Source organism: Bacillus sp. S10(2024) (assembly GCF_050473865.1).
Taxonomy (GTDB): Bacteria; Bacillota; Bacilli; order Bacillales; family Bacillaceae_G; genus Bacillus_A.
Map to the genome: position 1 here is coordinate 3400001 of NZ_JBFLUR010000002.1, position 22326 is coordinate 3422326.

At 38.9% G+C, this 22326-nt stretch carries 39 protein-coding genes; 2 read left to right on the forward strand and 37 right to left on the reverse strand.

The window, feature by feature from the left end; translation table 11 throughout:
* Positions 1-6: 6 nt before the first annotated feature.
* Positions 7-225, reverse strand: coding sequence for a hypothetical protein (locus AB1280_RS17260; protein ID WP_272191005.1), 219 nt, complete (start codon positions 223-225; stop codon positions 7-9).
* Positions 226-362: 137 nt separating this feature from the next.
* On the opposite strand from AB1280_RS17260, the gene pdaB reads away from it, so the two are divergent.
* Positions 363-1127, forward strand: coding sequence for a polysaccharide deacetylase family sporulation protein PdaB (gene pdaB / locus AB1280_RS17265; protein ID WP_429756558.1), 765 nt, complete (start codon positions 363-365; stop codon positions 1125-1127).
* A 44-nt stretch (positions 1128-1171) separates the two neighbouring features.
* Here pdaB and AB1280_RS17270 read toward each other — a convergent pair whose 3' ends face one another.
* The gene (locus AB1280_RS17270) at positions 1172-1774 is read right to left on the reverse strand and encodes a KinB-signaling pathway activation protein (RefSeq protein WP_429756559.1); all 603 of its coding nucleotides are present in this window, start codon (positions 1772-1774) and stop codon (positions 1172-1174) included.
* A gap of 136 nt (positions 1775-1910) precedes the next feature.
* Between AB1280_RS17270 and gerD the strand changes: the two genes are divergently transcribed.
* Positions 1911-2519 carry a spore germination lipoprotein GerD gene (gerD, locus tag AB1280_RS17275; RefSeq protein WP_272191002.1) on the forward strand — a complete coding sequence of 203 codons (609 nt, stop codon included), beginning with the start codon at positions 1911-1913 and terminating at the stop codon, positions 2517-2519.
* Between the two features lie 15 nt (positions 2520-2534).
* On the opposite strand, the gene AB1280_RS17280 is transcribed toward gerD, so the two are convergent.
* The 35 genes from AB1280_RS17280 to rplB all read right to left on the reverse strand — a co-directional run bounded on the left by AB1280_RS17280 (position 2535) and on the right by rplB (position 22321).
* Positions 2535-3596: an Mrp/NBP35 family ATP-binding protein gene (locus AB1280_RS17280; protein ID WP_272191001.1), complete on the reverse strand. Its 1062-nt coding sequence runs from the start codon at positions 3594-3596 to the stop codon at positions 2535-2537.
* Between the two features lie 127 nt (positions 3597-3723).
* On the reverse strand, positions 3724-4437 hold the full coding sequence (gene cwlD / locus AB1280_RS17285; RefSeq protein ID WP_272191000.1) for an N-acetylmuramoyl-L-alanine amidase CwlD: 714 nt from the start codon (positions 4435-4437) through the stop codon (positions 3724-3726).
* Between the two features lie 66 nt (positions 4438-4503).
* Positions 4504-4932: a DUF2521 family protein gene (locus AB1280_RS17290; RefSeq protein WP_272190999.1), complete on the reverse strand. Its 429-nt coding sequence runs from the start codon at positions 4930-4932 to the stop codon at positions 4504-4506.
* Positions 4933-5096: 164 nt separating this feature from the next.
* On the reverse strand, positions 5097-5489 hold the full coding sequence (gene rpsI / locus AB1280_RS17295) for a 30S ribosomal protein S9 (RefSeq protein ID WP_035434683.1): 393 nt from the start codon (positions 5487-5489) through the stop codon (positions 5097-5099).
* 21 nt (positions 5490-5510) lie between these two features.
* Positions 5511-5948: a 50S ribosomal protein L13 gene (gene rplM, locus AB1280_RS17300; RefSeq protein WP_020063210.1), complete on the reverse strand. Its 438-nt coding sequence runs from the start codon at positions 5946-5948 to the stop codon at positions 5511-5513.
* 155 nt (positions 5949-6103) lie between these two features.
* Complete coding sequence (gene truA, locus AB1280_RS17305) at positions 6104-6847, reverse strand: tRNA pseudouridine(38-40) synthase TruA (RefSeq protein WP_334313778.1); 744 nt, start codon at positions 6845-6847, stop codon at positions 6104-6106.
* Between the two features lie 14 nt (positions 6848-6861).
* A complete protein-coding gene (locus AB1280_RS17310; RefSeq protein ID WP_272190997.1) occupies positions 6862-7656 on the reverse strand; it encodes an energy-coupling factor transporter transmembrane component T family protein in 795 nt (264 codons plus the stop codon).
* Positions 7644-8525, reverse strand: coding sequence for an energy-coupling factor ABC transporter ATP-binding protein (locus AB1280_RS17315; RefSeq protein WP_429756560.1), 882 nt, complete (start codon positions 8523-8525; stop codon positions 7644-7646). The genes AB1280_RS17310 and AB1280_RS17315 overlap by 13 nt, the downstream gene beginning before the upstream one ends.
* Positions 8501-9343, reverse strand: a complete 843-nt coding sequence (locus tag AB1280_RS17320) for an energy-coupling factor ABC transporter ATP-binding protein (protein ID WP_272190995.1) — start codon at positions 9341-9343, stop codon at positions 8501-8503. Before AB1280_RS17320 ends, AB1280_RS17315 begins: the two co-directional genes overlap by 25 nt.
* 232 nt (positions 9344-9575) lie before the next feature.
* Complete coding sequence (rplQ, locus tag AB1280_RS17325) at positions 9576-9938, reverse strand: 50S ribosomal protein L17 (protein WP_020063215.1); 363 nt, start codon at positions 9936-9938, stop codon at positions 9576-9578.
* Positions 9939-9973: 35 nt separating this feature from the next.
* Positions 9974-10918 carry a DNA-directed RNA polymerase subunit alpha gene (locus AB1280_RS17330; protein WP_242224055.1) on the reverse strand — a complete coding sequence of 315 codons (945 nt, stop codon included), beginning with the start codon at positions 10916-10918 and terminating at the stop codon, positions 9974-9976.
* 180 nt (positions 10919-11098) lie between these two features.
* A complete protein-coding gene (rpsK, locus tag AB1280_RS17335) occupies positions 11099-11488 on the reverse strand; it encodes a 30S ribosomal protein S11 (protein ID WP_000101801.1) in 390 nt (129 codons plus the stop codon).
* 24 nt (positions 11489-11512) lie between these two features.
* Complete coding sequence (gene rpsM / locus AB1280_RS17340) at positions 11513-11878, reverse strand: 30S ribosomal protein S13 (RefSeq protein WP_035433696.1); 366 nt, start codon at positions 11876-11878, stop codon at positions 11513-11515.
* A 21-nt stretch (positions 11879-11899) separates the two neighbouring features.
* Positions 11900-12013 (reverse strand): 50S ribosomal protein L36, encoded by a 114-nt coding sequence (gene rpmJ, locus AB1280_RS17345; protein ID WP_000868344.1) that lies wholly within the window; start codon positions 12011-12013, stop codon positions 11900-11902.
* Positions 12014-12048: 35 nt separating this feature from the next.
* Positions 12049-12267 carry a translation initiation factor IF-1 gene (gene infA / locus AB1280_RS17350; protein ID WP_020062312.1) on the reverse strand — a complete coding sequence of 73 codons (219 nt, stop codon included), beginning with the start codon at positions 12265-12267 and terminating at the stop codon, positions 12049-12051.
* 67 nt (positions 12268-12334) lie between these two features.
* The gene (map, locus tag AB1280_RS17355) at positions 12335-13081 is read right to left on the reverse strand and encodes a type I methionyl aminopeptidase (protein WP_429756561.1); all 747 of its coding nucleotides are present in this window, start codon (positions 13079-13081) and stop codon (positions 12335-12337) included.
* On the reverse strand, positions 13081-13731 hold the full coding sequence (locus AB1280_RS17360; protein WP_035433699.1) for an adenylate kinase: 651 nt from the start codon (positions 13729-13731) through the stop codon (positions 13081-13083). The genes map and AB1280_RS17360 overlap by 1 nt, the downstream gene beginning before the upstream one ends.
* Before the next feature lie 53 nt (positions 13732-13784).
* Complete coding sequence (gene secY, locus AB1280_RS17365) at positions 13785-15083, reverse strand: preprotein translocase subunit SecY (protein ID WP_272190993.1); 1299 nt, start codon at positions 15081-15083, stop codon at positions 13785-13787.
* Positions 15083-15523 (reverse strand): 50S ribosomal protein L15, encoded by a 441-nt coding sequence (gene rplO, locus AB1280_RS17370; RefSeq protein ID WP_272190991.1) that lies wholly within the window; start codon positions 15521-15523, stop codon positions 15083-15085. The genes secY and rplO overlap by 1 nt, the downstream gene beginning before the upstream one ends.
* A 33-nt stretch (positions 15524-15556) precedes the next feature.
* Positions 15557-15739, reverse strand: a complete 183-nt coding sequence (gene rpmD, locus AB1280_RS17375; protein ID WP_020062307.1) for a 50S ribosomal protein L30 — start codon at positions 15737-15739, stop codon at positions 15557-15559.
* Between the two features lie 17 nt (positions 15740-15756).
* Entirely contained in the window at positions 15757-16257 is a 501-nt protein-coding gene (gene rpsE / locus AB1280_RS17380) for a 30S ribosomal protein S5 (protein WP_272190990.1), read from the reverse strand.
* Between the two features lie 21 nt (positions 16258-16278).
* Complete coding sequence (gene rplR / locus AB1280_RS17385) at positions 16279-16641, reverse strand: 50S ribosomal protein L18 (RefSeq protein WP_272190989.1); 363 nt, start codon at positions 16639-16641, stop codon at positions 16279-16281.
* A 31-nt stretch (positions 16642-16672) separates the two neighbouring features.
* Positions 16673-17212: a 50S ribosomal protein L6 gene (gene rplF, locus AB1280_RS17390; protein WP_020062304.1), complete on the reverse strand. Its 540-nt coding sequence runs from the start codon at positions 17210-17212 to the stop codon at positions 16673-16675.
* A 32-nt stretch (positions 17213-17244) separates the two neighbouring features.
* Positions 17245-17643, reverse strand: coding sequence for a 30S ribosomal protein S8 (gene rpsH, locus AB1280_RS17395; protein ID WP_020062303.1), 399 nt, complete (start codon positions 17641-17643; stop codon positions 17245-17247).
* 29 nt (positions 17644-17672) lie between these two features.
* Entirely contained in the window at positions 17673-17858 is a 186-nt protein-coding gene (gene rpsN, locus AB1280_RS17400) for a 30S ribosomal protein S14 (protein WP_020062302.1), read from the reverse strand.
* Between the two features lie 33 nt (positions 17859-17891).
* Complete coding sequence (rplE, locus tag AB1280_RS17405; protein WP_020062301.1) at positions 17892-18431, reverse strand: 50S ribosomal protein L5; 540 nt, start codon at positions 18429-18431, stop codon at positions 17892-17894.
* 26 nt (positions 18432-18457) lie between these two features.
* Positions 18458-18769: a 50S ribosomal protein L24 gene (rplX, locus tag AB1280_RS17410; RefSeq protein WP_272190987.1), complete on the reverse strand. Its 312-nt coding sequence runs from the start codon at positions 18767-18769 to the stop codon at positions 18458-18460.
* Positions 18770-18807: 38 nt separating this feature from the next.
* Positions 18808-19176 (reverse strand): 50S ribosomal protein L14, encoded by a 369-nt coding sequence (gene rplN, locus AB1280_RS17415; RefSeq protein WP_035433708.1) that lies wholly within the window; start codon positions 19174-19176, stop codon positions 18808-18810.
* Between the two features lie 43 nt (positions 19177-19219).
* On the reverse strand, positions 19220-19483 hold the full coding sequence (rpsQ, locus tag AB1280_RS17420) for a 30S ribosomal protein S17 (RefSeq protein WP_429756562.1): 264 nt from the start codon (positions 19481-19483) through the stop codon (positions 19220-19222).
* Between the two features lie 20 nt (positions 19484-19503).
* Entirely contained in the window at positions 19504-19704 is a 201-nt protein-coding gene (gene rpmC / locus AB1280_RS17425; RefSeq protein ID WP_000855718.1) for a 50S ribosomal protein L29, read from the reverse strand.
* Positions 19694-20128 (reverse strand): 50S ribosomal protein L16, encoded by a 435-nt coding sequence (gene rplP / locus AB1280_RS17430; RefSeq protein WP_020062298.1) that lies wholly within the window; start codon positions 20126-20128, stop codon positions 19694-19696. The genes rpmC and rplP overlap by 11 nt, the downstream gene beginning before the upstream one ends.
* Before the next feature lies 1 nt (position 20129).
* Positions 20130-20789 (reverse strand): 30S ribosomal protein S3, encoded by a 660-nt coding sequence (gene rpsC / locus AB1280_RS17435; protein WP_020062297.1) that lies wholly within the window; start codon positions 20787-20789, stop codon positions 20130-20132.
* 3 nt (positions 20790-20792) lie between these two features.
* Positions 20793-21134: a 50S ribosomal protein L22 gene (gene rplV, locus AB1280_RS17440; RefSeq protein WP_011983250.1), complete on the reverse strand. Its 342-nt coding sequence runs from the start codon at positions 21132-21134 to the stop codon at positions 20793-20795.
* Between the two features lie 17 nt (positions 21135-21151).
* Positions 21152-21430 (reverse strand): 30S ribosomal protein S19, encoded by a 279-nt coding sequence (rpsS, locus tag AB1280_RS17445; RefSeq protein WP_020062296.1) that lies wholly within the window; start codon positions 21428-21430, stop codon positions 21152-21154.
* A gap of 60 nt (positions 21431-21490) precedes the next feature.
* Complete coding sequence (gene rplB / locus AB1280_RS17450) at positions 21491-22321, reverse strand: 50S ribosomal protein L2 (protein ID WP_098917211.1); 831 nt, start codon at positions 22319-22321, stop codon at positions 21491-21493.
* Positions 22322-22326: the final 5 nt, after the last annotated feature.

The following is a 22326-nucleotide window of genomic DNA, read 5'->3' on the forward strand; positions in this document are numbered from 1 at the left end:
TACTTTTTAATGAAAAATTCTTTTTCTTATATACCTTGTACAATCTTCAGGTGGAGCTATTTTTGTAAATAAAATAAACAACAATTTATATCGCTCTTCCATCGTCTTTTTTACAACATGATGAATTCGCTTATCTGCGAAGTCAAATAACAATTCGTCTAATTCTCTTTTTAATACATATTCTAGCTCCTTTTGTTCCTGAGCTGTAATCAGCAATCCAATCATTCCGTCACCTCAGCTGTTTTCTTATCTACATACCGTTCAGTATATCCTTTTCTTACGATGTTAATCGTTTAGTTCTCTTTTCTTCTTTTTCTGCATATAAGTAACTGAAACGGATTGGACAAAGGGGCGGAGAAACGATGTTTTTCTTCTTTATAACGAGTAAACATAAGTTTAAACAAATTAGTCTTATTATTGTGCTTTCCCTTTTTACGGCATGGCTGCTTTTTGTAAAAACATATTCTTATCAATCAGTTTTTTCAACAGCTACTGGTCCAAAAGCAATTTATAAAGGAGACACGACAAAAAAACAGGTTTCTTTAACATTCGATATTAGTTGGGGAGATGAGAAAGCTTTACCTATACTAGATACATTAAAAGAAAAAAAAATTAAAAACGCTACCTTCTTCCTTTCTGCTGCATGGGCAGAACGTCACCCTGATATTGTAGAACGTATTATAAAAGACGGGCACGAAATTGGGAGCATGGGATACAATTATAAAGACTATACGTCTTTAGAGGCTAACGAAATTCGAAGAGACCTCCTAAAGGCACAGGACATATTTACAAAACTTCAAGTAAAACAAGTTCAACTCCTACGTCCTCCTAATGGTAGCTTTAATAAAACGGTATTAAAAATCGCTGAATCTCTTGGATACACAATTGTACATTGGAGCAATAATTCAAATGATTGGAAAAACCCTGGAGTCAATAAAATTATTACCACTGTTTCAGAAAACTTGCACGAAGGAGATATCATTTTACTTCACGCTTCTGATTCAGCACTACAAACAAATCAAGCATTACCGATGCTACTTCAAAAATTAAAAACAGATGGATTTGAAAACGTCCCTGTCTCCCAGCTCATCTCAAATACAAAAGCCAAAAGTAAAGACATAGATTAAATTCATTCTTATCCACTAAATAAAAGCTGATTCCAATATAGGAATCAGCTTTTTTGTCCTATTAAACGATGCAATATCAAAACCTGATATGCATTGCAAATGAGCAACGGAACAACCATTAAATATAACCAATTCGTATCATTAATACGTAACGCCGGAACCCATTCAATAATCGTTACAACAATCATAAAGAATAACGCTGGAACAAACGCCTTCTTGTTCGTCTCTTTGCTTTTTATATAAGCAACAATTACTCCAAACAAAAAGAGAGCCGCGGCCACAAAAATATTCATACCCAGTGATTCGTTCCGATTGGCAATTATTACAGAGCGTAAATATACAAAATCGAATAATACAAAAGCAATTAAGAACATTTGTATTGCATTCCAAAGAGTGGGAGAACGAAACATCCCTAGTCCAAATCGATGAATTGTTAAATATGCAAAGAACCCCATCTGACTGATTACACTAAAAATAAAACCGACTCCAAGCAACCAAAAAGAAATCATTAAGATTTCCTTTCCGTCGAAATTTTGAAAAAATTTATTGTACTTGTCCCACTCTAAAACAAAACCGATAAAGATTGTACTGCTTCCCCCAAGAAATAAAGTCGTCAAAAAGAGTCGTACCCAATTTCGGCTATTCACAGACATATCCCCCATTATATATATTTCTAATTAAATTGTAACAATGTCAATTTTAAAAAGCTAGCCATCAATATGTATAAATTCTCCTAAGAGATTTATATTAAAAAAGAGAAACACGTGAAAGGAGCCCCGGCTGATGAAACGGATTCTACTCATTTCGGTCTCTTTCATCCTTTTTATCGGAATCGTTGCATGCGCACAGGAAAAAGAAGCGAAATCCCAATTAGATTATGATCAAACGAAAAAAATGATTATTGATATTTTAAAAACGGATCAAGGAAAAAAAGCGATTCAAGATGTACTAACCGATGAAAAAATGAAACAAGCTCTTATTTTAGACGAATCTGTAGTAAAAAAAACGATTGAAGATACTATGATATCAGAGAAAGGACAGCAATTTTGGGAAAAAGTATTTAAAGACCCTGAGTTTGCCACTAAATTTGCAAAAAGCATCGAGAAGGAACAAACAAATTTAATGAAAACTTTATTAAAAGATCCTGATTATCAAGCTGGTGTTATAGAAATCATGAAAAATCCAGAAGTGGGAAAAATCATGATGCAAACAATGAAAAGCAAAGAGTACCGTCAATATTTACAGCAAGTCTTAACTGAAACTGCCGAAAGCCCATTATTTCAAGCAAAAATGATTGATATTATTAGTAAAGGTGTTGAAAAGGCACAAAAAAGTGGTAGTGAACAGAAAAAAGAAGGCGGATCAGAAGAAGGCAAGAAAGAACAAAAATAACCCTCGTACTGAGGGTTATTTTTGTGCAATTGCCGCTCTCTCAATTACTTGCTGAGCAATTTGTTTATAGATTACTCCATTTTTATGATCTTCATCGTATACAGATGGAGCAAATTCTTCTGTATTCCAATCTGGTTGCTGAAGCGGAATTTGACCCAGTACTTCTGTCTGTAATTCTGTTGCTAATTTTTCCCCTCCGCCTTTTCCGAATACATATTCCTTTTCACCAGTTACTTTACTTTCGAAATAAGCCATATTTTCTACAACACCAATAATCTCATGTTCTGTACGAAGTGCCATTGCACCAGCTCTAGCTGCTACAAAAGCTGCTGTTGGATGCGGCGTTGTTACAATAATTTCTTTACATGCCGGAAGCATTGAATGCAAATCTAATGCTACGTCACCTGTACCTGGAGGTAAATCTAATACTAAGTAATCTAAGTCCCCCCACTCTACTTCTGTGAAGAAATGATTTAACATTTTGCCAAGCATAGGACCTCTCCAAATAACAGGCGCATTATCTTCTACAAAAAACCCCATAGAAATAACCTTCACACCAAAACGTTCTACCGGAATGATTTTATCACCGCGTACAATAGGACGTTTTTCAATTCCCATCATATCCGGTACACTAAATCCGTATATATCAGCATCAATAATCCCAACCTTTTTTCCTAAACGGGCAAGAGAAATTGCTAAGTTTACAGAAACCGTTGATTTTCCAACACCGCCTTTCCCACTCGCTACTGCTAAGAAAGTTGTTTTCGAATGTGGTGATAATAAAGATTCACTCTGTTCTTCTTGCGGAGTAAATTGTAATCGTTCCTCTTCAGTAAATTCTGTAAAGCGCAATCCTACTGTCACTGCTCCTAGTTCTTTCACTAATTTTACAATTGTTGCTTGCAATTGCATTTGCTCCGCTGTTCCTGTTTTCACAATTGCAACTTTAATGCTAACATGTTCTTTTTCCGGTTTTACTGTCACTTCTTTAATAGCGTTTGTTTCTTTTAATGTTTTATTTAGAAACGGATCTATTATCCCTTCAAGTGCTTCCATTACTTGTTCTTTCGTTACCATAATCTGTCCCGCCCCCTGGATAAAATTAAGTTCTTACGAGCATGTAATTGCCTTTAAAACAAAATAAATGCGTTTTCATTGTAAGTATAGCATATTTTCGGAAAACTCCGTTACAAAGAAACCCTCCTTAATTAGGAGGGTTTCCTTTTTCAGTAAAATATCGCAAAACCCCGCGATATATAGCAGCAGCAACCTTTTGCTGATATTTCTCGGAGTTCAATAAATATCTTTCATTTACATTTGATAAAAACCCAGCTTCAACTAATGCACCTGGCGTTTTTGCATACTTTAATAAGTAAACATGCGAAATTGTTTTCGCCGACCGGTTCGTATTCTCAAGACTTGTTCGTAATTCAGCTTGAAGAAATTTCGCCGCTCGTTCGTTTTCTACTAAAGAACGATAATAAAATGTTTGTGCTCCTTTTGAGCTACCACTTGGGAGGGCATTCAAATGCACACTAACAAAAAAATCAACATCGGGCTTATTAATAATCTCTACGCGTTTTTTTAAATCCTCTGCTTTACGGCGACTATATCCCTTCGTGCTTTTGTCAGCTAGATCATAATCTCCATTGCGCGTTAAAATAACAAGTGCTCCTTGTTCCTGCAAATAGTCTCGTACCTTTTTGGTAATTTCCAGTGTAATATCTTTTTCAATAATGTCGTCCCCGCCAACCGCGCCTCCATCCGGGCCACCATGACCAGCATCTAACACAATAATTTTTCCAGACAAAGGCAAATTCCATGCTCTCCATGATTTTGTAATTTGAAATTCCTGCTTTACTAAAAAAAAGAGTATCACCGCTGCTAACATAAAAGAAATAATCCGAATTTTTTTCATACCTTCCCCCCTTCAGCTAGTCCCTCTACTTACTTATATGGGACAAGAGGAAAGTTTATGATTTTCTTAATGCAGCTTCATGCGATATCTTTTCTCCCCCTTCTCATATCCTTGTTGCCACCAAGCACTAATAAAGTGCTGGCACGATTGATATAGTTGCTCATCTTCACTTTCTTCCAAAGTACGTAAAGGCACACTTGTCAAAAAATGAAATAGCATTTCCGTTAATTGAACTTCTTCATGAGATGCTCTGTTTTTTACATCTAAAAGCGATTCTCCATAATATCCAAACTTACTATACCTAGCTCCTAATAAATAAGACTCAATGCCCAGTTCTATACAATAATCTTCATAATGACGATGAAATGTATCCATACAAAAGCAATTACGAATATTTTCTCTAAGTGTTTGTAATGATAATTCACGCAATATTTTACGTTCATACTTCAGTTGCTTTTCTCTTTGTTTTTCTTTCAGACTCACAATAACATTCATAGTACTTAAAACCTCCCTATGTACGTATTAGTCTAAACTTCTCAGTAGGAAGCATACACAAGAAGGTAGCACTAAAATATTCCAAGGAAGAGGATGCTAACAGAAGCTATTGAAGAACATAAAAAAACCCCAGCCAAAAGGCTGGGGTTTGAAGTTCGCAAAAATTAACGTTTTGAGAACTGAGGTGCACGACGAGCACCTTTAAGACCGTATTTTTTACGCTCTTTCATACGTGCGTCACGAGTTAATAGACCTGCACGTTTTAATGTTAAACGGTATTCTGGATCAGCTTTTAATAAAGCGCGAGAAATACCGTGACGGATAGCACCAGCTTGACCAGTGTATCCACCGCCATGTACGTTTACAAGTACATCGTAGTTACCTAAAGTTTCTGTTGCAACTAGAGGTTGTTTCACTACTTCACGTAATGCAGCAAATGGGATATAGTTTTCAAATTCACGACCGTTAATGATAACGCGTCCTTCGCCTGGAACTAGGCGTACGCGTGCTACTGAACTCTTACGACGTCCAGTACCATTGTATTGTACCTGTGCCAAAGTAAGCCCTCCTTTAATTAATTATCCGCGAAGTTCGTAAACTTCTGGTTTTTGTGCTTGATGTGGATGCTCAGATCCAGCATACACATTTAATTTTTTAGACATTTGACGTCCTAAACGTCCTTTTGGAAGCATGCCTTTAATAGCAAGCTCTAACATTTGTACAGGGTAGTTTGTACGCATTTCTAGAGCTGTTCTTTGCTTAAGTCCACCTGGGTGGTTAGTGTGACGGTAGTAAATTTTATCGTTTAATTTATTACCTGTTAAGTGAATTTTCTCAGCGTTAATAATAATTACATGATCACCCGTGTCAACGTGTGGTGTAAATGTTGGTTTGTTTTTACCACGTAAAATGGATGCTACTTCACTAGCAAGGCGACCTAAAGTTTGACCTTCAGCGTCAACCACATACCATTTACGCTCAACTTCGTTAGCTTTTGCCATAAAAGTCGTACGCATTTGTTTCCCTCCTACTCGTTATCTTTTCCATAGAAAAAATCTATTGTTTATCTTAAACACGATTTCCTTCCGGGGCTAATCGTGGTTTTAGAAACAATACCATATGTTATGATATACTTTTGAGTTTCTAATGTCAAGCGAATGTTACACCAGGATTAGTTGTTATAGTTTACCTCCCATAAATAAAGGCCTTGCCCCGGTACCATCTTCCCAGCAAAACGGCGGTCTTGTTTTTGTAAAATGTCTGAAATGCTTTCAGGAGCAATTTTCCCTTGACCGACGCTAAGCAGCGTACCGACAATAATTCGAACCATGTTATATAAAAAACCATTTCCAACAAAGCGAAAGACTAACTCATCGCCCTGTTCTATTAAATCTATTTCATAAATTGTTCGCACTTTATCTTTTTTATCAGTTTTTGCCGAACAAAATGAAGTAAAATCATGTGTTCCAATAAAATAAGGAATTGCTTTTCGGATAGATTCTATATCTAATGCATACGGATACTGATATACGTAATTTCTACGGAATACATCAGCTTTTTTAGATAATAATACCCGATAACGATATTCTTTTTTCACAACGCCATACCTTGCGTGAAAGTCTAACGTTTTTTGCTCAGCCTGCTCCACAACAATATCATCTGGCAGCATTGTATTCAAAGCCGCCATCCACTGCTCTCCTGTTAGTGATAGCGGTGTATCAAAATGAATAACTTGGCCTTTGGCATGAACGTTGGAATCTGTTCTTCCTGACGCTTGTACACGAACAGCTTCCCCTTTATGCACCTTTTGCAGTGCTTTCTCTATTTCTTGTTGAACAGTACGTTGATTCGGTTGAATTTGATATCCACAAAAGTTAACTCCATCATACGAAACAGTGCATTTTATTCTTTCCATACTTATACTCTCCATTACGATCGAACTAAAATTAAAATACACGCTAAAGCAAATAAGCTTAAGAGCGTTAATGTATCAATCCATTTCCATTCTAACTGCCGGAATTTCGTACGGTATCCGTTGCTTCGATAACCTCGTGCTTCCATCGCAATCGCTAAGTCTTCTGCACGTTTAAACGCACTAATAAATAGTGGTACAAGTAACGAGATAATCGCTTTCAGCCTGTCTTTCATTGGACCACCTGCAAAGTCTATACCTCGAGAAGCTTGTGCTTTCATAATTTTACTGGTTTCATCCATTAAAGTTGGAATAAAGCGTAAGGATATAGACATCATAAGTGCGATTTCGTGAACAGGAACTTTTATACGCTTTAAAGGATGCAACAATGTCTCCATGCCATCTGTAATTTCAATTGGTGTTGTCGTTAATGTTAATAGGGTTGTCATTAAAATAATGACAAAAAAACGAATAGAAATATAAATCCCCTGTTCAAGCCCTTTCTCATATATAGAAAACCATCCAAATTGAACGAGTACAGCACCTTCTTTTGTTGTAAAAATGTGCAGAAAGAACGTGAATAAAAAAATCCATAAAATAGGTTTTAACCCAGAAAGAATATAACGAATCGGCACTTTTGCAAAAAACAAAGCAATGAGTGCATACAAAAATAGCAGGCCGTATGAAATTGCATTATTTGCTAAAAATACAACAAATACATATAAAAAGACCATTAACAGTTTTGTACGAGGATCCAATCTATGAATAGCAGATTCTCCCGGAATATATCTCCCAATAATTAACTGCTGCATGCTGAATCCCCACCTTTTCTAAACAGTTGTATGACTTCATCTGCTAAATCTTCTAAAGACAAGGTGGCTTTTGGTATAGTAATTCCTAATTTCTCTTCAATTTCTCGCTTATACTTTAGCGACATCGGAAGAGATACACCAATTCGTTCAAGCTCATCTGCATGCGTAAAGACTTCCTCTGATGTTCCTTGCAAAAAGACCGTTCCTTTATGCATCACAACAATGTTGTCTGCATATTTTGCAGCATCCTCCATATTATGTGTCACAAGAATCACCGTAAGATTTTTTTGCTTGTGAAGATGATAGAACATCTCCATAAGCTCATTTTGGCCCTTAGGATCAAGTCCTGCTGTTGGTTCATCTAATACTAATACTTCAGGCTCCATCGCGAGTACACCCGCTATAGCAACGCGTCTCATTTGTCCACCGCTTAACTCAAACGGAGAACGTTCTAATAGCTCCTCTGACAGCCCAACTAACCGAATGGTATCTTTTGCCTTTTGTTTCGCCGCTTCTTCAGATACGCCAAAATTTAAAGGCCCAAAGCAAATATCCTTTTCTACTGTTTCTTCAAATAATTGATGTTCTGGAAATTGAAAAACAACTCCTACTTTTTTTCGAAGAGGTTTTAATTTTTTCGCTTTCTTTTGAGATGAAATGCTATATTCCCCAATTTGAATAGTGCCACTCGTTGGTTGCAATAAGCCATTCAAATGTTGAATCATCGTTGACTTACCCGACCCTGTATGACCGATAATGGCATAATAGCCACCACTAGGAAACGAAATATCTATATCGTAAAGGGCTCGTTTTTCAAATAGGGTTTTATATTGATAACGATGCTCTACTTTTTGGAATTTAATCTCCAAAGTTCGCTCACCAAACTTTCCATTGTAAGATGCATTGATTGTAAAGGAATTTTATTGCTTTTCAATAATTCTGCCATTTTTACTGAAAATGGTACGTCTAAACCAATTTCTTGCAACATTTTCGGTGATTGAAAAATGTGTTCAGGTGTTCCCTCTTCTAATAATTCTCCGTGATTTAAAATAATAATCCGATCGGACTGCGCTGCTTCTTCTAGGTCGTGAGTAATCGAAAGAACTGTAATTCCCTTCGTGCGAACAAGTTCTCTAACCGTTTCTACCACTTCTTTACGACCTTGAGGGTCAAGCATAGATGTTGCCTCGTCTAATACCAATATAGACGGCTGAAGTGCTAGCACGCCAGCAATTGCAACGCGCTGCTTTTGTCCACCTGATAAATAGTGAGGTTCTTCATTTTGAAACTCTTCCATTCGTACGAGCTCCAAAGCGTGTTTCATACGTTCTACCATTAGTTCTCTAGGCATTCCGACATTCTCAAGCCCAAAGACAACATCATCCTGTACAGTTGTTCCGACAAATTGATTATCTGGGTTTTGAAAAACCATTCCAATCTGTTTTCGAATATCCCATACAGTTTCTTCTGATAAAACAAGTGTTCCATTTACAGTAATTGTTCCTGCTGATGGTAAAAACAAACCATTTAATAACTTTGCAAGCGTTGATTTTCCTGACCCATTTTGTCCAATAATAGATACCCATTCCCCTTCATATAAAGAGAATGAAACGTCACGTAGGGCGTAAGAAGCAGCTTGAGGGTATTGAAATGATATGTTCTCAGCACGAAGCTTCTCTTTTTTCATTTGTGGACACCCTCTTCCATTATTCAGCCAATTAAAGTGAAATTCCCATCCACTGGAGGCGAAAAGCTCACCAATTGAGCGCATGCCAACAGTTATCTCTCACTTCTCTCTGAATCTTGAAATGTGAGTCTTACTGTTTGCAAATAATAAGATTAACGTTTTCTTCTATACTTAAAAAAAAAGGGCCATGACCAGTTACTTAAAAAGTACTGTCCTGCCCTTTTGCTTGTCATTATACTAACTCGATAATTACCATTGGTGCAGCATCACCGCGACGTGGACCAATTTTTGCAATACGAGTGTATCCGCCTTGACGCTCAGCATAGCGTGGAGCTACATCAGCGAATAATTTTTGTAATGCATCTTGACCAGTCTCAGCATTAGCAACTTCATTACGAATGTAAGCAGCTGCTTGACGACGAGCATGAAGATCTCCGCGTTTACCTAAAGTGATCATTTTTTCCACTACAGAACGAAGTTCTTTTGCACGAGTTTCTGTCGTTTGGATGCGCTCGTTGATAATTAAATCAGTAGCTAAGTCACGTAACATAGCTTTACGTTGCGCACTTGTACGGCCTAATTTTCTGTATGCCATTCGTAGTTCCCTCCTTCGTTGATGAATTTAAATCCTCAGTCGTCTTTACGTAAGCCTAAACCTAGTTCTTCCAGCTTATGCTTAACTTCTTCTAAAGATTTACGTCCTAAGTTACGAACTTTCATCATATCTTCTTCAGTTTTATTCGCAAGCTCTTGTACAGTGTTAATACCTGCACGTTTTAGGCAATTATAAGAACGAACAGAAAGATCAAGTTCTTCAATTGTCATTTCTAGAACTTTTTCTTTTTGATCTTCTTCCTTTTCGACCATAATCTCAGCATTTTGTGCTTCGTCAGTTAAACCAACAAAGATGTTTAAATGCTCTGTTAAGATTTTGGCACCTAAAGAGATAGCTTCTTTTGGCCCGATGCTTCCATCCGTCCATACATCAAGCGTAAGCTTATCATAATTTGCCACTTGTCCAACACGTGTCTTTTCCACTTGGTAAGTCACACGTGATACTGGAGTATAAATAGAATCAATAGGAATTACACCTATTGGTTGATCCTCGCTCTTATTTGCATCAGCTGGCGTATACCCACGGCCACGCTTTGCAGTTAAACGCACGCGGAAATGCGCATCCTTTGCTAACGTTGCAATGTATAAATCTGGATTTAAGATTTCAACATCACTATCGTGAGTAATATCAGCAGCTGTGACAACACCTTCGCCCTGTACATCGATTTCGAGTGTCTTCTCTTCTTCAGAGTAGATTTTGAGAGCTAACTTTTTCAAGTTTAAGATGATCGTTGTAACATCTTCTACTACACCCTCAACTGTCGAAAATTCGTGTAATACGCCATCGATTTGAATGGCAGTAACAGCGGCACCAGGGAGTGAGGATAAAAGGATACGACGTAAGGAGTTACCCAAAGTAGTACCATATCCACGCTCAAGCGGTTCAATAACGAATTTACCATACTTAGCATCTTCGTTAAGCTCAACCGTTTCGATTTTCGGTTTTTCAATTTCAATCATTAACTAAACCCTCCTTCAAAACGTCGAAACCTCGGCTAAACAAAGGAAAAACCTTTGTCTAACCGAAAGTCCCCCTTAGGCAGTTCCCGATTGTGCACAACAAGCGATGTTTCTGTACGAAATTTCTCGATAATGCATCATATCCATTATAGACAAAAGGGAAAATTCTATACAGAAAAATTAAACACGACGACGTTTTGGCGGACGACATCCATTATGAGGAACTGGAGTAACATCTCTGATTGCTGTTACTTCTAGACCTGCAGCTTGAAGCGCACGAATTGCAGCTTCACGACCAGCACCAGGACCTTTTACAGTAACCTCTAAAGTTTTTAAACCGTGCTCCATTGCAACTTTAGCAGCAGTTTCAGCAGCCATCTGTGCAGCGAATGGAGTAGATTTACGAGATCCACGGAAACCAAGTGCACCAGCACTAGACCAAGAAAGCGCGTTACCATGAGTATCTGTAAGTGTTACGATTGTGTTGTTGAAAGTAGAACGAATATGAGCTACACCAGCTTCAATATTCTTTTTCACACGTTTTTTACGAGTGTTTGTTTTACGTGCCATTGTTAGTTCAACCTCCTTTACTTATTATTTCTTTTTATTTGCTACTGTACGACGTGGACCTTTACGTGTACGAGCATTGTTTTTAGAATTTTGACCACGAACTGGTAAACCACGACGGTGACGAAGACCACGGTAAGAACCGATCTCCATTAGACGTTTAATGTTAAGGGATACTTCACGACGAAGGTCTCCTTCAACTTTGATACGATCGACGATATCACGGATACGTCCTAATTCGTCTTCAGTTAAATCGCGAACTCGTGTTTCCTCAGAAACACCAGCTTCAGCAAGAATTTTTTCAGCAGTTGTACGACCAATGCCGAATACGTAAGTTAAAGAAATAACAACGCGCTTGTCACGAGGAATATCTACACCTGCGATACGTGCCATTCCGAATGCACCTCCTTCTGATTAACCTTGTTTTTGTTTATGTTTAGGGTTTTCACAAATAACCATTACTTTTCCACGTCTACGAATAACTTTACATTTTTCGCAGATCGGCTTAACTGACGGTCTTACTTTCATGTCTCGAACCTCCTTAAAGATTACGGAGTGCTATATTATTTAAAGCGGTACGTGATACGACCACGATTTAAATCGTACGGAGATAATTCTACCGTAACTTTATCTCCTGGTAAAATACGAATGAAGTTCATACGAATTTTACCAGAAACGTGAGCCAATACAACATGCCCATTCTCTAATTCTACTTTGAACATAGCATTTGGCAACGTTTCAATAACGGTACCTTCGACTTCAATTACATCATCTTTAGCCATTCAATGTTCTCCCTTCTTCAAATCAGTAACATTCTACACTGTTCTGAAATTCCGGAGAGCCAGCTACCTATAAAGTGGTAAGGATTTCGTATCCTGCTTCTGTAAGAGCAATCGTGTGCTCGAAATGTGCACACCATTTACCATCTACCGTTACCACTGTCCAGTCATCAGATAGTGTTTTTACATATCGTCTTCCTTGGTTCACCATCGGCTCAACACAAATGACCATTCCCGGTTTTAATCTAGGCCCTTGATTTGGTGGGCCATAGTGCGGGATTTGTGGGTCTTCATGTAAGTCTTGCCCGATTCCGTGACCGACATACTCCCTAACGATCGAGAATCCACTATCTTCAACATACGTTTGAATCGCATGTGAAATATTAGATAATCGCTCGCCCGGTTTTGCGTGTTCTAGACCAAGATACAACGATTTTTCTGTGACATCAAGTAGCTTTTGAACAGATTCAGAAATGTTTCCTACTGGATATGTCCATGCAGAGTCTCCATGGTATCCATTGTATTTCGCACCAATATCGATACTAATAATATCGCCTTCTTGGAGCTTGCGCTTTCCTGGAATCCCGTGTACAAGCTCTTCGTTTACCGAAGCACAAATGCTTCCCGGAAATTCGTTATATCCTTTAAAAGATGGCATAGCACCATATTTTAGAATCGTTTTTTCCGCTATTTGATCGAGCTCTTTCGTTGTAATTCCTGGGGCAATATGCTTTTTTAACTCTTGATGAGTTAAAGCAACAATCTTGCCAGCTTCTCGCATAATCTCGATTTCGCGAGGAGTTTTGCAAATAATCATTACGCTAAGCCTCCGATGAGAAGATCGACATCAGCAAATACTTTATCGATATCTTGCTCACCATTAATGCTTTTTAAGTAACCAAGCTCTTCGTAGAAATCAAGCAACGGCTTTGTCTGCTTAATATTCACTTCTAAACGATTTGCTACAGTTTCTTCGTTGTCATCAGAACGCTGATATAACTCGCCACCACATTTATCGCACACGCCCTCTTTTGCTGGCGGATTGAATTCTAAGTGGTAAGTCGCACCGCACTCTTTACAAATGCGACGGCCTGTTAAACGTTTTAACAGTAATCCTGAATCCACATTAATGTTTAAAACATAATTGATCTTTTTGCCAAGATCTTTCATGATTTCTTCAAGAGCTGAAGCTTGTGCAACTGTTCGTGGAAAACCATCTAATAAGAAGCCTTTTACACAGTCTTCTTGACTCAAACGCTCACGCACGATTCCGATTGTAACTTCATCTGGTACAAGTGCTCCTTTATCAATAAAGGACTTAGCTTGTAAACCAAGTTCAGTTTCATCTTTCATAGCAGCACGAAACATATCTCCTGTTGAAATGTGAGGGATGTTATACTTGGCAACAATCTTTTCGGCCTGTGTACCTTTACCGGCACCTGGAAGCCCCATTAAAATTAAGTTCATCTGTATTCCCCCTCATGAATGAGCATATAGGGAAGATGAATCTTCCCGCTTACTCACTGTTTGATAAACCCTTTGTAATGGCGTTTTACTAATTGACTTTCGAGCTGCTTCATTGTTTCTAAAGCAACACCGACAACAATTAGTAAACTTGTTCCACCTATCTGTGCAGATTGTGGCAGGTTTGCAAATTTAATAAATAAAACAGGCAGGATTGCAATCGCTGCTAAGAAAATTGCACCTACAAAGGTCAAGCGATACAAGATCTTTGTTAGATACTGTTCTGTATTCTTACCCGGACGAATACCAGGAACATATCCACCTTGTTTATTTAAGTTCTCAGCCATCTGTTCAGGATTTACTTGAACAAATGCATAGAAATATGCAAAGGCAACAATTAGTGCAACATATACGATCATACCTACTGGATGAGAATAGTTAAAGTTTTTAATAATCCACTGCGATATTTCATGTTTCGGGAAAAACTGTGCAATAGTCGGAGGCGTAATTAAGAATGAGACAGCAAAAATTACTGGAATAACACCAGCACTATTTACCTTAAGTGGCAAATGAGTGTTTTGTGCTCCAGTATAACCACCGTTTCCAGTTACGCGCTTCGCATATTGAATCGGGATTTTTCTAACAGCTTGTTGAATGTAAATAACACCAACAATAACCGCTAACACAGCTAACAAAATTAAACCGACTTTTACGATACGAATGAACAATTGATCTCCGGCATCTTGGAACTGCTGTGCGTACACTTGATTTATAGTATTTGGGATAGCTGCGGTAATACCTGCAAAGATGATAATGGAAATACCATTTCCTACTCCCTTTGCTGTAATTAACTCACCTAACCACATTAAAAATGCAGTTCCGGCAGTTAGTACCGTAGCAATATATAAATAAGTTGACCAGCTAGGATCCAAAATTAATTGCCCACCTGCCATACCGTTAAAACCGATTGACATACCAATTGCTTGAATAAAAGCAAGAACAATTGTAAAGTAGCGGGTAAACTGAGCTAGTTTACGACGACCCATTTCACCTTGTTTTGACCACTCCGTAAATTTAGGAACAACATCCATCTGCAATAATTGCACGATGATGGATGCTGTAATGTACGGCATGATTCCCATCGCGAAGATGGAAAAGTTTTTTAAGGCTCCGCCGCCAAATGTATTCAGAATGCCCAATACATTCAACTGGTCTTGCGCTCTCAGTACATCTGCATTTGTATGAGGCACTGGGATGAACGTGCCAAGTCGAAACACGATTAACATCGCTAAAGTGAATAATATTTTATTTCTTATCTCAGCAACGCGCATAAAGTTGGAGATTGTGCGAAACATTAGATCACCTCAACTGTTCCGCCAGCTGTTTCAATAGCTTCTTTTGCACTTGAAGAGAACTTATGAGCTTTAACAGTAAGCTTTTTCTCTACAGCGCCGTTTGCAAGAATTTTAACACCGTCGTTTAATTTGCTGATAACGCCAGTCTCAAGCAATAATTCAGGTGTTACTTCTGTACCGTCTTCAAAACGATTTAATGTTGTTAAGTTAACGATAGCAAATTCTTTACGGTTGATGTTTGTGAAGCCGCGTTTTGGTAAACGACGGAATAATGGAGTTTGACCGCCTTCAAAACCAAGACGAACACCGCCACCAGAACGTGCGTTTTGTCCTTTATGACCTTTTCCAGCAGTTTTACCGTTACCAGAACCGATACCACGACCTACACGATTACGAACTTTACGAGAACCTTCTGCAGGTTGTAATTCATGAAGTTTCATTCCCAGGCACCTCCTTATATTGATAAGTTATCATTAAGCTTCTTTTACAGTTACAAGGTGAGAAACTTTGTTGATCATACCGCGAATAGCAGGAGTTTCTTCCTTAACTACAGTTGAATTCAACTTCTTAAGACCTAAAGCTTCTACAGTCGCACGTTGATCTTGCGGACGACCAATTACACTACGAGTGAGGGTAATTTCTAACTTTTTCGCCATTATGTTTTCCCTCCTTCTTAACCTAGTAGCTCTTCTACAGATTTACCGCGTAATTTTGCTACATCTTCAGCACGCTTAAGATCTTTTAATCCGTTCACAGTAGCACGAATCATGTTAATTGGTGTGTTAGAACCAAGAGATTTAGAAAGAATATCTTGTACACCAGCTAATTCAAGAACCGCACGAACTGGACCACCAGCGATAACTCCAGTACCTTCTGCAGCAGGTTTTAAGAATACTTCACCTGCTCCAAAGTTACCGATAATTTCGTGTGGAATTGTTGTACCAACTAATGGTACTTCGATTAAGTTTTTCTTAGCATCTTCGATAGCCTTGCGGATTGCATCTGGCACCTCTTGCGCTTTACCAGTACCGAATCCAACATGACCGTTTTTATCACCAACTACAACCAGTGCAGCGAAGCGGAAACGACGACCACCCTTAACAACCTTCGCAACACGGTTTATCGTAACTACACGTTCTTCAAGTTCAAATTTACTTGGGTCAATGCGACGCATCTATTTTCCCTCCTTTGACCATTAAAATTGTAAGCCAGCCTCACGAGCAGCTTCAGCTAAAGCTTTAACACGACCATGGTATAAGTAACCGCCGCGATCAAATACTACTTCTTTAACGCCTTTCTCTACAGCACGTTTAGCAACGATTTCGCCAACTTTAGTAGCAGCTTCGATGTTGCTTGTACCGTTAAGAGTAAGTTCTTTATCAAGAGTAGACGCGCTTGCTAATGTTACACCGTTTACATCATCAATTACTTGAGCGTAAATGTGTTGGTTAGAACGGAACACGTTTAAACGTGGACGCTCAGCAGTACCAGCAAGCTTTGCACGTACACGTGCATGTCTTTTCTTACGAACCGCATTTTTATCAGGTTTAGTGATCATTCTTGTCACTCCTTTCTTTCACCTAACGGGTTTACTTAGCAGTTTTACCTTCTTTACGACGTACAACTTCGCCTTCGTAACGAATACCTTTGCCTTTATATGGCTCTGGAGCACGTACAGCGCGAACGTTAGCAGCGAATTCGCCAACACGTTGCTTGTCGATACCTTTAATTACGATCTTCGTAGGAGCAGGAACTTCAACTTCAAGACCAGCTTCTGGAGTCATCTCAACTGGGTGAGAATAACCTACGTTTAATACAAGTTTGTCACCTTGTTTTTGTGCACGGTAACCAACACCGATTAATTCAAGTCCGCGAGCGAAACCTGTTGTTACACCTTCAACCATGTTTCCAAGAAGAGCACGAGTTGTTCCGTGTAATGCACGGTGTTCCTTCTGTTCAGTAGGACGTTCTACTGTTAAGATATTTTCTTCAATTTTGATAACCATATCAGCATTGAAAGTACGAGTTAATTCACCTTTAGGGCCTTTTACAGTTACTGTATTATTTTCTGCTACTGTAACTGTAACACCTGCAGGAATTTCAAGAATCTTTTTACCAATACGAGACATGTGGTCACACCTCCGTTCGTTTTAAATATATATTACCAAACGTATGCTACTACTTCTCCACCAGTTTGTAATTGACGAGCATCTTTGTCTGTCATTACGCCCTTAGATGTAGAAACAAGTGCAATACCTAATCCGTTAAGTACACGTGGTACTTCATCAGCTTTTGCATAAACGCGTAAGCCAGGCTTACTAATACGTTTTAATCCAGTGATTACACGCTCGTTGTTTACACCGTATTTTAGGAAAATACGAAGGATACCTTGTTTGTTATCCTCGATGTATTCCACATCACGAATGAAACCTTCACGTTTTAGGATTTCAGCGATTTCTTTTTTGATTTTAGAAGCAGGAACTTCTAATTTCTCATGACGTACCATGTTCGCATTACGGATGCGAGTAAGCATATCTGCAATTGGATCTGTCATCACCATGTGTTTTACCTCCTTCCCATTTGTGGGTTTTACCAACTAGCTTTTTTAACACCAGGAATTTGACCTTTATATGCAAGTTCACGGAAACAAATACGGCAAAGTTTAAATTTGCGGTATACAGAATGCGGACGACCGCAGCGCTCGCAACGTGTATAGTCTTGTACTTTAAACTTAGGAGTACGCTTTTGTTTCGCAATCATAGATTTTTTAGCCACGTTTTCGCCTCCTCTACTTAGCGTTGGCTTCCATTATTTTTGGAATGGCATACCGAATTGTGTTAAAAGTTCACGAGCTTCTTCATCAGTTTTCGCTGTAGTAACGATTACGATGTCCATACCACGAACTTTGCTTACTTTATCATAATCAATCTCAGGGAAAATTAATTGCTCTTTAACACCTAATGTGTAGTTACCACGACCATCGAAAGATTTCTTAGAAACACCACGGAAATCACGTACGCGTGGTAAAGAAACTGATACTAATTTGTCGAAGAACTCATACATTTGCTCGCCGCGTAAAGTAACCTTTGCACCGATAGGCATACCCTCACGAAGACGGAAACCTGCGATAGATTTTTTAGCGCGAGTTACAACAGGTTTTTGACCTGCGATTTGAGTTAATTCTTCTACAGCACTGTCTAATGCTTTAGAATTGGATACCGCGTCACCAACACCAGTGTTGATTACGATCTTTTCGATTTTCGGTACTTCCATTACAGATTTATAGTTAAACTTGCTCATAAGAGCAGGAGTAATTTCTTTTTGGAATTTCTCTTTAAGGCGATTCAATGAAGGGACCTCCTTTCATATAGAACTTATTTATCTAATGATTCACCAGATTTTTTTGCAACACGAACTTTTTTACCATCTTCCACTTTATAACCTACGCGAGTAGGTACACCTGTTTTAGGATCTAATGGCATAACATTAGATACGTGGATAGCTGCTTCTTTCGTGATAATTCCACCTTGTGGATTTAATTGAGATGGCTTAGAGTGCTTCTTAACGATGTTAACACCCTCAACGATAACACGGCTTTCTTTTGGAAAAGCTGCAAGGACAACACCTTGTTTCCCTTTGTCTTTACCACTGATTACCTGTACTTTATCACCTTTTTTTACATGCATCTTACTTCTGCACCTCCTTAGCAAGGCAATACCTTAAATTATAGAACTTCTGGAGCTAAAGAAACGATCTTCATGAAGTTGTTATCACGTAATTCACGAGCTACTGGTCCGAAGATACGAGTACCACGTGGGCTCTTATCGTCTTTAATGATAACCGCTGCGTTTTCATCAAATTTGATATAAGAACCGTCTGGACGACGAGCACCGCTCTTCGTACGTACTACTACTGCTTTAACAACGTCACCTTTTTTAACAACGCCACCTGGTGTTGCTTGTTTTACCGTAGCAACGATAATATCACCGATGTTTGCGTATTTACGACCAGAGCCGCCTAATACTTTAATTGTTAAAAGTTCACGTGCGCCAGAGTTGTCAGCTACTTTCAAACGAGATTCTTGTTGGATCATGTTATGAAACCTCCCTTCGGACTTAAAATTCCGATTCGTCTATTTAGATAATAACCGCTTCTTCAATGATTTCAACTAAACGGAAACGCTTAGTAGCAGAAAGCGGGCGAGTTTCCATGATTTTTACGATATCGCCAACTTTTGCTTGGTTTTGCTCATCATGCGCTTTGTATTTCTTAGAATACTTAACGCGTTTTCCGTACAAGGAATGAGTTTTGTAAGTTTCAACTAAAACTGTAATCGTTTTGTCCATTTTGTCAGAAACAACACGACCAGTATAAACTTTGCGTTGGTTACGTTCGCTCACTTTGCAAACCTCCCCTCAATTTATCGATTAATTCCGATCTCTCTTTCACGAACTACAGTTTTCATACGAGCAATCGCTTTACGCACTTCACGGATGCGTGTTGGATTCTCTAATTGTCCTGTAGCAAGTTGGAAGCGAAGATTAAACAACTCTTCCTTTAAAGCTTTAACTTTTGTTTCGATTTCAGCAGTGGTTAACTCACGAATATCATTAGTTTTCATTAGATTCACCACCATTTTCTTCACGTTTTACGAATTTACATTTCACTGGTAATTTGTGAGCTGCAAGACGTAATGCTTCGCGTGCTACCTCTTCAGATACACCCGCAATTTCAAACATAACCTTTCCAGGTTTTACAACTGCTACCCAACCTTCAGGAGCCCCTTTACCGGAACCCATACGTACTTCTAGAGGTTTAGCAGTGTAAGGTTTAGAAGGGAAAATTTTAATCCAAACTTTACCGCCACGTTTCATATAACGAGTCATTGCACGACGAGCTGCTTCGATTTGACGGTTTGTAATCCAAGATGCTTCTTGAGATTGTAAACCAAACTCACCAAAATGTACTTCAGCGCCACCTTTTGCACGACCACGCATTTTACCACGATGCTCTCTACGATATTTTACGCGTTTAGGCATTAACATATTATTTTCCTCCTTCCTCAGAAGCTTTCTTTTTTGTAGGAAGGACTTCTCCACGGTAGATCCATACTTTTACACCTAATTTACCGTACGTTGTATCAGCTTCAGCTGTTGCATAGTCAATATCAGCGCGAAGTGTATGAAGTGGAACAGTTCCTTCACTGTAAGATTCTGCACGAGCGATATCAGCTCCGCCAAGACGACCAGAAACCTGTGTTTTAATACCTTTAGCTCCTGCACGCATAGCACGTTGAATTGCTTGCTTTTGTGCACGACGGAAAGATACACGGTTTTCTAATTGACGAGCAATGTTTTCGCCTACTAATTTAGCGTCAAGATCAGCTCTCTTAACTTCTAAAATGTTGATGTGTACACGTTTACCTGTTAATTGGTTAAGAGCTTTACGAAGTGCTTCAACTTCTGTACCACCTTTACCAATTACCATACCAGGTTTTGCCGTGTGAATTGTAACATTTACACGATTTGCCGCACGCTCGATTTCTACTTTAGAAACAGCAGAATCTTTTAAGCGAACGTTAATGTATTCACGAATTTTGATGTCTTCATGTAAGAATGTAGCGTAGTCTTTTTCAGCGTACCAACGAGATTCCCAATCGCGAATAATACCGACGCGAAGACCAACTGGACTAACCTTTTGACCCATCGATTATCCCTCCTTCTTTTCTGATACCACAACTGTGATGTGGCTTGTGCGCTTGTTAATTTGGCTAGCACGACCCATTGCACGTGGACGGAAACGTTTTAACGTTGGACCTTCGTCAACGAAAACTTTCTCAACAACTAAGTTGTTTACATCCATTTCGTAGTTATGTTCTGCATTTGCAATTGCAGATTTCAAAACTTTTTCTACAACTGGAGAAGCAGTTTTTGGTGTGTGGTTAAGGATAGCAATCGCTTCACCCACTTGCTTACCTCGGATTAAGTCTACTACTAAACGAACTTTACGAGGAGCAATACGAACTGTTCTCGCTACTGCTTTAGCTTGCATTGAAGTGCCTCCTCTCATTATCTTCTAGTTTTCTTATCGTCAGCATCATGACCTTTGTACGTACGAGTTGGTGCGAACTCACCTAACTTGTGGCCTACCATATCTTCAGTTACGTATACAGGAACGTGTTTACGACCATCATATACAGCGATTGTATGACCAATAAACTGTGGGAAGATCGTTGAACGACGAGACCAAGTTTTTACAACTTGCTTTTGCTCAGTTTCATTTAACTTTGCAATTTTGTTCATTAAATGATCATCAACAAATGGTCCTTTTTTCAAGCTACGAGCCATTTTGGTGCCTCCCTTCGTGATTGCGGTACGGTTCTAGAGATGAACCGTACTACAACCCCATTATTTTTTACGACGACGAACGATGAATTTGTCAGACGCTTTATTTTTCTTACGAGTTTTGAATCCAAGAGTTGGTTTACCCCATGGAGACATTGGAGACTTACGTCCGATTGGTGAGCGACCTTCACCACCACCGTGTGGGTGATCAACTGGGTTCATTACAGAACCACGAACAGTTGGGCGCTTGCCTAACCAGCGAGAACGACCCGCTTTACCAATTTTAATAAGTTCATGGTGCTCATTACCTACTTGACCTACTGTAGCGCGACAAGTAGATAGGATTAAGCGTACTTCACCAGAAGTTAAACGTACAAGTACGTATTTACCTTCTTTACCAAGTACTTGAGCAGATGTACCAGCAGAACGAACTAATTGTCCACCGCGACCTGGTTTAAGCTCGATGTTATGAACAACTGTACCTACTGGAATGTTGATTAATGGTAATGCGTTACCGATTTTAATGTCCGCTTCTGGGCCAGACATGATTTCCATACCTACTTCTAAGTTTTTAGGAGCAAGGATGTAACGTTTTTCACCGTCAACATAGTTAATTAATGCGATATTCGCAGAGCGGTTCGGATCGTATTCGATCGTAGCAACGCGTCCAGGAATTCCATCTTTGTTACGTTTGAAGTCGATGATACGGTATTGACGCTTATGTCCGCCACCTTGGTGACGTACAGTAATTTTACCTTGGTTATTACGTCCAGCCTTTTTACTTAAAGGCGCAAGTAATGATTTTTCCGGTCTATCAGTCGTGATTTCAGCGAAATCATTCGTAGTCATGTTACGACGACCGTTAGTAGTTGGATTATACTTTTTGATTGCCATCTGAT